At 70.4% G+C, this 9,599-nt stretch carries 10 protein-coding genes; 9 read left to right on the forward strand and 1 reads right to left on the reverse strand.

The features are described from left to right. Positions 1 to 135: 135 nt before the first annotated feature. A complete protein-coding gene (locus BSP109_RS15725) occupies positions 136 to 330 on the forward strand; it encodes a DUF6112 family protein (RefSeq protein WP_219618577.1) in 195 nt (64 codons plus the stop codon). 31 nt (positions 331 to 361) lie between these two features. On the opposite strand, the gene BSP109_RS15730 is transcribed toward BSP109_RS15725, so the two are convergent. Next, on the reverse strand, positions 362 to 757 hold the full coding sequence (locus BSP109_RS15730; RefSeq protein ID WP_101601863.1) for an NUDIX domain-containing protein: 396 nt from the start codon (positions 755 to 757) through the stop codon (positions 362 to 364). A gap of 88 nt (positions 758 to 845) precedes the next feature. On the opposite strand from BSP109_RS15730, the gene BSP109_RS15735 reads away from it, so the two are divergent. The 8 genes from BSP109_RS15735 to BSP109_RS17540 all read left to right on the forward strand — a co-directional run. Next, a complete protein-coding gene (locus BSP109_RS15735; protein ID WP_062764860.1) occupies positions 846 to 1,115 on the forward strand; it encodes a DUF6112 family protein in 270 nt (89 codons plus the stop codon). A 43-nt stretch (positions 1,116 to 1,158) separates the two neighbouring features. Next, complete coding sequence (locus tag BSP109_RS15740; RefSeq protein WP_101601870.1) at positions 1,159 to 2,601, forward strand: conjugal transfer protein TrbL; 1,443 nt, start codon at positions 1,159 to 1,161, stop codon at positions 2,599 to 2,601. Between the two features lie 4 nt (positions 2,602 to 2,605). Beyond that, entirely contained in the window at positions 2,606 to 4,066 is a 1,461-nt protein-coding gene (locus BSP109_RS15745; protein ID WP_101601865.1) for an SCO6880 family protein, read from the forward strand. Between the two features lie 39 nt (positions 4,067 to 4,105). Then, entirely contained in the window at positions 4,106 to 5,272 is a 1,167-nt protein-coding gene (locus BSP109_RS15750; protein ID WP_101601866.1) for a hypothetical protein, read from the forward strand. Further along, positions 5,269 to 6,822, forward strand: coding sequence for a VirB4 family type IV secretion system protein (locus tag BSP109_RS15755; RefSeq protein ID WP_101601867.1), 1,554 nt, complete (start codon positions 5,269 to 5,271; stop codon positions 6,820 to 6,822). Before BSP109_RS15750 ends, BSP109_RS15755 begins: the two co-directional genes overlap by 4 nt. Continuing rightward, the gene (locus tag BSP109_RS15760) at positions 6,822 to 7,364 is read left to right on the forward strand and encodes a hypothetical protein (protein WP_257944744.1); all 543 of its coding nucleotides are present in this window, start codon (positions 6,822 to 6,824) and stop codon (positions 7,362 to 7,364) included. The genes BSP109_RS15755 and BSP109_RS15760 overlap by 1 nt, the downstream gene beginning before the upstream one ends. Further along, positions 7,361 to 9,160 (forward strand): type IV secretory system conjugative DNA transfer family protein, encoded by a 1,800-nt coding sequence (locus BSP109_RS15765; protein WP_101601869.1) that lies wholly within the window; start codon positions 7,361 to 7,363, stop codon positions 9,158 to 9,160. Before BSP109_RS15760 ends, BSP109_RS15765 begins: the two co-directional genes overlap by 4 nt. A 47-nt stretch (positions 9,161 to 9,207) precedes the next feature. Beyond that, the coding region (locus BSP109_RS17540; RefSeq protein ID WP_146001197.1) for a single-stranded DNA-binding protein at positions 9,208 to 9,599 on the forward strand (392 nt) is incomplete at its 3' end.

The following is a 9,599-nucleotide window of genomic DNA, read 5'->3' on the forward strand; positions in this document are numbered from 1 at the left end:
CAATGGCCGACTCGAGCATCTGCGCGGGATCGCGCTTGGGTTCCGGAACCTGAGGCACTACATCGACAGGAGTCTGCTCGAAGCCGGCGGTTTCAGACCTCGACTACACCCTCGTTCGTGAAGAGCCCGTTACTGATGTTCGTCCTCATCATCGCGGTGCTCATGCTGATCGTCTGCGCGATCGTATGGGCGATCGCCTCCTCCAGCGGCAACTACCAGGCCGCCACCAAAGCCCGCACCGGCCTGTTCGTCGCCCTCGGCGCCGCCGCCCTCGCCGGGGCCGGGGTCGCCTGGGTGAACTTCCTCCTCGGCATCGGCGAACAACTCTGACCCACAACAACTCTGACCCACCGCGCCGCGGTCAGGTCAGGATGCCGGCGCCGCGCAGGTAGTCGGCCAGGTTCGTCGTCAGCGGGAGCTGGTCGAGCTCTGCCGGGGTGACCCAGCGGGCGTCGTCCGCGTCGTCGCCCGGTGCCAGCTCACCGCCGGTGACAGTGGCCGCGAAGTCGTGCACCTCGAACACCCGCCCGTCGCCAGCCGGGATCGTCACGCACCACAACTCGTCGCGGACCTTCACGCGCAGCCCGGTCTCCTCGAACGCCTCCCGTGCCGCCGCCTCAGCCAGGGTTTCCCCGGGCTCGACGCTGCCGCCGGGGACCGACCAGCGGCCCTTCTCCGGCTCGGTGCCGCGCAGCACGAGCAGCACACGTCCGGCGTCGTCGGTGATGACGGCGCTCGCGGCCAGAACGACTCCCACCAGCCCAGGCTATCCATCCTCTCGCCGGGGCACGGGGGTGCACCTGACAGCCGAGAACACGTCTCGCGAACAGTCAGGAGCAACCCCCGTGATCGACATCGACCCCAACTCGTCCGGTCTTCCCGGTATCGAGCAACTGCGCATCATCGTCGGCGCCGTGATGACCGTCGGCCTCATCCTCTCCGTCCTCGCGCTGATCGTCTCGGCGATCGTGTGGGGGTTCGGCGCCAACAGCTCGAACCCGCACCTCGCCTCCCGCGGGAAGGTCGGCGTGCTCGTGTCCTGCGGTGCGGCGATCATCTGCGGTGCCGCGGTGACGCTCATCAACTTCTTCTGGGGCGTCGGGCAGGCCGTCTGATGACCACCCCGACAACGCCTTACCCGCGGCGGGGGTGGGTGCGGTGAGCGTGTGCGATGTCCCGGTCATCTCCTCCGTCTGCGACGCCGTAGGCGAAGCCACGGCGTCGCTGATCGCCGCCCCGTTCGACTGGCTCGGCCAGGCAATGGCCGGGGCCGCCGCGTGGCTGTTCGAGGCCGTGTGGTGGGTGTTCGACACCACCACCCTCGTCGATGTCACCAGTCCTGAGTACGTCGGCGTCTACAACGTCCTGTTCGGCGTCGCGATCTTCGTGATGCTCGTGTTCTTCTGCCTCCAGCTCATCACCGGCCTCATCCACCGCGACCCCACCGCCCTGTCCCGCGCCGCCCTCGGGCTCGCCAAGAGCATCCTCGGATCGTTCCTCGTCATCACCCTGACCGCGCTGCTGCTGGAAGTGACCGATCAGCTCGCGGTGGGGATCGTGCAGGCCACCGGCAACACGATGGAAGGAATGGGAACCCAGATCGGGCTCCTCGCCACCGGACTTGCCGGGATCAACATCGCCGCTCCCGGCGTCGGGGCGATCCTGACCATCTTCCTCGCCGGCCTCGCCATCTCCGCCGCCGCGATCGTCTGGTTCAGCCTCCTCATCCGCAAGGCGCTGCTGCTCGTCGCGATCGTCTTCGGCCCCATCGCCCTGGCCGGGGCAACGTGGGATGCCACCAAGGGCTGGTTCGCCAAGTGGGCCGCATTCGTGATCGCCCTCATCTTCTCCAAGCTCGTCCTCGTCGTCATCTTCCTCGTCGCGATCGGCCAGGTCTCCGCCCCCATCGAAGCGGACCTCGCCTCCATCAGCGACCCGATCGCCGGGGTGGTGCTGATGTTCATCGCCGCATTCGCGCCGTACATCACCTACAAGTTCCTGTCCTTCGTCGGCTTCGACATGTACCACGCCATGTCCAGCGAGCAGGAGGCCAAGTCCGCACTGAACCGGCCCGTCCCGATCCCGGGCGCGCCCAAGGGCGACAGTGCGAAGAAGGTGCTCGACGGCGGCGGTGAGACCGGCGGCAAGCCCGGCGGTGGAGGGGGTGGGTCGGCGGCGTCGTCTTCGGGTGCTCCGGCGGCATCGGCCGGTGCCGGAGCGACCGGGACCGCCGGAGGCGCGGCCGCGTCATCCGGCGGAGCAGGAGCAGGAGCCGGTGCCAGTGCGGGGGCAGGAGCCAGTGCGGGGGCGGCCGCGGGGCCTGTCGGTGCGGCGGCGGTCGTCGGCGGTGCAGTGGTCAAGGGTACCGCGACCGCCGGACCGAAAGCCGGTGCCGCGGTTGGCGGTGCCGCGGAGAGCCATGCCGGGGCTGCGGCCGAACAGAGCACCCCGCCGCCGGTTCCGCCCGCGCAAGCCGCGTCGGCGTCGTCGTCACGCCCGGCACCCTCCGCGCCGTCCGCTCCGCCGTCGTCGGGGTCTTCGTCGTCGCGGAGGGCGGACCCACCGCCGCCTCCGTCCGCGAAGCCGTCCGGGAAGGAATGAGCCAATGGTCACCACCACGCACACCGAGTACCCGTTGTCGCCGGTGCAGTTCTCCCGCCTCACCAAGCGGGGCATCTTGCTCGGCCTGTCGCTGCCGCAGCTGATCGTTCTGGGCATTGCGATCCTCACCGTCGTCGCCTCCCTCTACATCAGCGGGGGCATGGGTCTGGCCTGGACGTCCCCGGTCTGGGCCGGCGCCGCGCTCCTGGCCGTGATCCCGGCCGGGGGCCGGAAGCTGATCGAGTGGGTGCCGATCTTGACCCGCTGGACTGCGCGCACCTATCTGGGCCAGCTCATCTACCGGCGCCGGGTCATCCGCCCGCGCCCGGCCGGCACCCTCGCCCTGCCAGGAGATGCCGCGCCGCTGCGGGAATGGGAGGACCCGGAGACGGGGGCGGCGATGATCCACGATCCCCACGCGCAGACTCTCACCGTCATCCTCGGCGTCTCCCACCCCGCGTTCGTGCTCCTGGACCCCGGCGAGCAGCAGCGCCGCGTCGCAGGGTGGGGCCGCGTGCTCGCCGCCGCCTGCCGGTCAGGACGGATCGCGCGGATTCAGGTGTCTGAGCGGACGCTGCCGGATTCGGGGACGGGGTTGGCGGAGTGGTGGCGCACCCACGGCACCGACGACGGCTCCTGGGCCGCGACCACCTACGCCGAACTCATCGACCGTGCCGGCCCCGCCGGGGAACGCCACGCGACCACGATCAGCCTCGCCCTGGACATGAAGAACAGCGCCCGGCAGATCAGAACCTCCGGCGGCGGCATACGCGGCGCTGCGGCCGTGCTGCGGCAGGAGATGACCACTCTGACCACGGCGCTGCGTGCGGCGGATCTGACCAGCAGCGGGTGGCTCACCCCTGGTGAGGTCGCCGTCATCCTCCGCTCCTCGTACGATCCCGCCGCAGCGCCCGCCTTGGAACGCCACGGTGACCTCGGCCGTGACCTTGCCACCGCAGGGCCGGTGGCGGTCACCGAGACCTGGGACCGGCTGCGCTCCGACAGTGCCTTCCATGCGGTGCTGTGGATCACCGAGTGGCCCCGCTCCCAGGTGTATCCGGGGTTCCTCGCCCCGCTCGTGCTCTCGGGCGGCATCCTCCGCACCCTCGCCCTGCACTACACCCCGGTCCGTGCCGACCAGGCCGCGAGGGACCTGCGGAAGAAGAAGACCGAACTCATCTCCGACGCGACCCAGCGCCGCAAGATCGGGCAAATCGAGGACGCCGCCTCCAGCGCGGAGCTCGATGACGTGCTGCAACAGGAGGCGGACCTGACCGCCGGGCACGGCGTCCTCCGTGTCTCCGGGCTCGTCAGCGTCTCCGCCCCGACCGTGGACGAGCTCGACGCCGCGGTGGCCGCAGTCGAGCAGGCCGCGATCCAAGCCTCCTGCGAGACCCGCCGCCTCGTCGGCCAGCAAGCGGCCGCGTTCACTGCCTCCGCGTTGCCGTTGTGCCGGCCGGTCTGACCCTGACCACCATCAACCGTTCATTGTGAGGAGCCGATCATGCCGACCTTCGACAACCCCGCGGAGGACGCGATGGAGGCGTCCGCCGCGCTCCGTGGCCTCGCCCACGCCACCCGCACCTTCACCGACCCGGCCGAGACGTACCCGGTGCTCGGGGAAGTGCTGGCCGGGGTGCGGTCGCTGCGGCAGGTGCTCGACCAGCTCGCCGCCGCCCACATCAGTGCCCGCTCCCGCGCGCACACCGACGCCGGCAGCCAAACCGCCGGGGCGACGGCTGCGCTGGCGGCGGCAGATGAGCTGCACCAGGCCGGCACCCTGCTGGACACGGTCCATGACCGGGTAGACGCGGCGATGTCGCAGTCCGGACGGATCGCCTGGCACCCTGCCCCCGAACCCCTCGACACGACCGGGACAGCGCGCGCCACGCTGCAGGCGGGCGATCTGCGGTTGACGGTGTGGCCGGACGAACCATTGGGCGAGCACCAGCGGTACGCGTACCGCATCGAGAACCCGGCCACCGGGCAGTCGGTCGAGGGACGGGACCTGTTCACCGGTGTCGGCGCGCCCGTCTCACCCGGGCGGGCGCTGCGTGAGCTCGCGGTGTTCCTCTCCGCCGCCGGTGAGGCACGCCAGTACGCGATCGACAATCCGGGCCAGCACAGTGACAACGACGGGGCGTTCCCGGATTGGGTGGCCGATGCCGCCCGTCAGCACCCCGACGCCTTCACGGAGCTGATCGACCACGACCCGGACATCGCAGAGCAGGCGAGCAGGCGGTGGGTCAGTGTCGTGTTCCTCCAAGGCGAGGAAGCCGATCAGGTGCTCGACATCATCGAACGGGCCGGCACGGACGCGGCGATCGAACACCTGGCGCAGTGGGACTTCGGGGATGAGACGACCCAGGCCGCACTCGAGAACGGGTACGTCTACGACCATCCCCCGACCGGCGCCCTCGACCGCACCGCCACCAGCGACGTCTACACCCTCACCTACAGTCCCTTCCTCGGCCACGTCTCCCTGCTTCGCACCCACGACGCCGCCCCGGACCCAGCGCTACTGAACATCGACACGGCCGCGCTCACTCCGGCTCCGGCACGGCGGACGGTCGAACGGGCATCCGTGCGGGCGAGGCGTGCGGAGGTGACGGATTGGTTCGCCCGCCGGCCGGGCGCATCCGCGTCGCACGGGCGGGGGTTGGCGCTGTGACCGGAAAGGATGAGGGCCGTCTACACACGGCGGTGCTGGTCGGCCCGGAAGGTGAGCGCCGCCGGAACCGCAAAGCTCGCCAGAAGGCCGCCACCCGGATCGAGACCACTGCCCGCGACGCGAAGAAAGCGGAGGCCAAGAGGCGCTGGGAGGCCGAGCAGGCTGAACGCCGGGCGACGAGCTATCTGCCCGCGGCGGGTGAGCCCGGCCCGGCCGCGCTGCGCACCCCTGGCAGGCTTCGGCTTCCCAAGCACCAGGACACCTCCGCGACACTGGCGGGACAGTATCCGTTCCTCGCCGAAGGGGGCCTTGGCTCGGCCGGGGTGTTTGTCGGCCAGGACCTCTACTCCGGCGGGAGCTTCGTCTACGACCCGTGGGTGCTCTACCAGCAAGGCCTCATCACCGCCCCCAACGTCGTTCTGGCGGGCATCGTCGGCTCCGGCAAGTCGAGCCTGGCGAAGTCCCTCTACACCCGCTCGCTCCCGTTCGGCCGCCGCGTCTACGTCCCCGGCGACCCCAAGGGCGAGCACACCGCCGTTGCGGAAGCGGTCGGCGGGAAAGCGATCGTCCTGGGGCATGGCCTGTCGAACCGGCTCAACCCGCTCGATGAGGGCCACCGGCCGTCCACCGTCAGCGATGCGGAGTGGGCGATGCAGGTTGCCTCCCGTCGCCGCGACCTCATCGGGGCGCTGGCGGAGACGGTGCTAGATCGTGTGCTGTCGCCGTTGGAGCACACCGCGATCGACCTCGCCCTCCGCGATGCGGTGCGGTCGGCGGAGGTGCCGATCTTGCCGATGGTCGTCGACCGCATCCTGGCCCCCAACCCCGCCGATGACGAAGACGGCCGATTGGCTGAGGACGGCCGCCTGGTCGGCCACGCGCTGCGCCGCCTCGTCGCCGGCGACCTCCAGGGGCTGTTCGACGGTCCCTCGACGGTGAGGTTCGACCCGTCGCTACCGATGGTCAGTCTCGATCTATCGCGAGTGGCGGAAAACTCGACGCTGATTTCAGTGCTGATGACGTGTTCGTCCGCGTGGATGGAATCGGCGCTGTCGGACCCGAACGGCGGGCAGCGGTGGGTGATCTACGACGAAGCCTGGCGACTCATGCAATACCCCGCCCTGCTGCGCCGCATGGACGCCCAATGGAGGCTGGCGAGGCACTACGGGATCGCGAACATGCTCATCTTCCACAAGCTCACCGACCTCGACAACGTCGGCGATCAAGGGTCCGCGATGCGAGCCCTCGCGTCGTCGCTGCTGGCGAATGCGGAGACCCGGATCATCTACCGACAAGAACCCGACCAGCTCGGCGCGACCGCCCACGCACTCGGCCTGACCGGCACCGAACAGAAACTCCTCCCCGGCCTGGGAACCGGGCAAGGACTCTGGAGGATTAAAGAACGATCCTTCATCTGCCAGCACCAGCTCCACCCCGCCGAATACTCCCTGTTCGATACGAGCCAGCGCGCCGCTGGTCTGGCCCAGAAGCTCACCCAGGATGACGGTTCGTCGCCCTCGCTGACGCTTCCCGAGAGCGGAGATGCGTGATGGCCCGTCCCCGCTACAAGCGCACCACCACCGAACCCGAGCACCGCGACGAGCCCGTACCGGTGGTACTGCCGCACGTCGTCATGGACATTGCCTCTGACAGGCGGATGACGGTCACCGTCGATGCAGCACCGTATGAGCCGGAGCCGTTCGCGCCGCCGTGGCGACGGGAGGACTTCGCCCGCGTCCTCGACCAGCTCACCGAGCGGCATCGTTCCCCGGTGCGGGTCGAGGTGCGCGAGGCGGACGGGACCACGTTCACCGACATCATCACCCCCAGCGCACGCCGTCGCTTCCAACCCGCACCGACACCAGAGCCGCCCGCACGACAAGCGATGCCGGAACTGCTGACACTGCACGGGGAGGGGTTCGTGCCCGGCGAGGATGTCGCCGTGGCCATCGTCATCGCCCACGGCGACGCGGCCCCGGACGGAACCATGCGTGCCCTGCTCACCGCCGAACAAGCCGCGTCGAGTCCGACCCGTGAAGTCATCCTGCTCGGCCGGGTCTCCGGTACCCTGACGATCGGGCACCCGCAATGAGCACTCCGCGTCCTGCCGCCGCGCTCGGCGACGAGCTCAGCAACCTCGGCATCGGCCTCCTCATCGCCGCCGCGATCCTCGCCGGCATTCTCCGCGGCGCCGGGACTGTCGCCGCCTGGATCACCGGCACAGAGCAGCCGGCCGACGGCGTGGAGGCCGGGCTCAGGGTGCTGCTGAACCCCGGCGACCCCGCGACCGCGCTGGGCGCACCGGCCCTGAACGTGGCGGCATACTGGATCACCGCCGCCGTGCTGATCCTCATCGCGGGCGGGCTCGGCTGGTGGGTATGGCGGCTGATCCGGGACCACGGGCGGCAGGTGAAGGCCGACCCCTACCGGATTCCCGGGATCGCCACTCGCACGGAAGTCGCCCGCACCGCCTCGAACACGGCGTTGCTGCGCCGCGCGGCGCACCTGCGCCCCTCCCTCGACAGACCGCGCCCCGAGCAGGTCGGGTACCGGATCGGGACTTCGCGCGGCAAGGGTGTGTGGGCGTCCGTGGAAGACTCGATCCTGCTGATCGGGCCGCCCCGCTCCGGCAAAGGCGCGCACATCGTCATCAACGCGATCCTGGACGCGCCCGGCGCGGTCGTCACCACCAGCACCCGTCCCGATAACCTCACCGCGACCCTCCGCGCCCGCGAACGCCAGGGTGGCCCGGTCGCGGTGTTCGACCCTCAGCACCTCGCCGAAGGCGTCCCCGCAGGACTGCGGTGGTCGCCTATCAGGGGATGTGAGGACCCGCTGACGGCGATGATCCGCGCCACCGGGCTCGCCGCCGGCACCGGCCTGTCCGCCGGCGGCGTCGAGGGCGGCGGCTTCTGGGAAGGCAAGACCCGCACCGCCCTCCAAGCCTTGCTCCACGCCGCCGCCCTCGATCACCGCCCGCCCGGCGAGCTGTTCCGGTGGACCCTCGACCCGTCCGCGGCAGCCGATGCGGTGGCGATCCTCACCGCGAACCAGAACGCGGCTGTCGGGTGGGCGGAGGGCTTGCAGGCGATGATCGACTCCGACCCCCGCACCCGCGATTCCATCTGGCAAGGCGTCTCCCTCGCACTCGCCGCCCTCGCTGACCCCCGTGTGCTCGACGCCGTCTCGCCGCGGCCGGGTGAGCACTTCGACCCCGAGGCATTCCTGCGGGCGAAGGGCACGCTCTACCTGCTGGCGACCGGCGCGGGCGCGAACAACTCCTCCGCGCTCGTGGCGGCGTTCGTAGAAGACGTGGTGGAGGCCGCCCGGCGCCTCGCCGCCCGAAGCCCCGGCGCCCGCCTGGACCCGCCCGTGCTGCTAGCGCTCGATGAGGTCGGCAACCTCGCGCCCTTGCCCTCCCTGCCAACGCTGATGGCGGAGGGCGGCGGCACCGGGATCACCACGATGCCCGTGTTGCAGTCCCTCGCCCAAGCGCGGGAGAAGTGGTCCGAGAACGCGGCCGGCGCGATCTGGGACGCCTCCATCGTGAAGATCATCCTCGGCGGCGCCTCGAACTCCAAGGACCTCCACGACCTGACCACCCTCATCGGGGAGCGCGACGAGGTAACCGACTCCACCACGGTCGGGGACCACGGCTCCCGCTCGGCCCAGCGGTCGATCCGCCGGGTGCCGATCATGCCGCCCGACACGATCCGCACCCTCCCGTTCGGGACCGCCCTCGTGCTGCTGCGCTCCGCACCGCCCATCGTCACCCGGATGCGGACCTGGACCGACCGGCCCGACGCCGCCCAGCTCCGCACGGACCGCACCGGGATCGAGAACCTGCTGCAACGCCGCCCGCAGGATGACGCGGGCGCACCTGCCTGACATGGAGGCCCCGGCTCGGGGCCGTTGATGTCAGGAAGGACAGCCCGATGGCTATTCGCACGCACCAGTCCTTGTCAGGGTATGTCGCCACGGCGCCGAACACGGACCCGACCAGCGACGGCACACCACGGTTCTACGCCCGAGCAGGTCAGCGGCAGGGCCGTCGGGAACCCGACGGCACCTACACAAAGCTGCCGACCCAGTACGTGCCCATCGTCGCCTACGGCGATGCCGCCGAGGAGGCGACCGCACTGCTCGCGAAGGGTGTCGGGTTCGTCGCCGAAGGACGGTTCCGGCCCGTCAGATACGAGAAAAGGGGTATCCATCTTGGTGCCGATAGGTGGATCGGTGCGGGCTGGTGGTCAGGGAGTTCGGCGCCAGGGCCTGGGAGAGGTTGCCTGGTCGAGGCTACTGGGCCTCGAGCGAGGTCCTCTTCGCC

It is taken from the genome of Brevibacterium sp. Mu109 (assembly GCF_900169375.1).
Lineage (GTDB): Bacteria > Actinomycetota > Actinomycetes > Actinomycetales > Brevibacteriaceae > Brevibacterium > Brevibacterium yomogidense_A.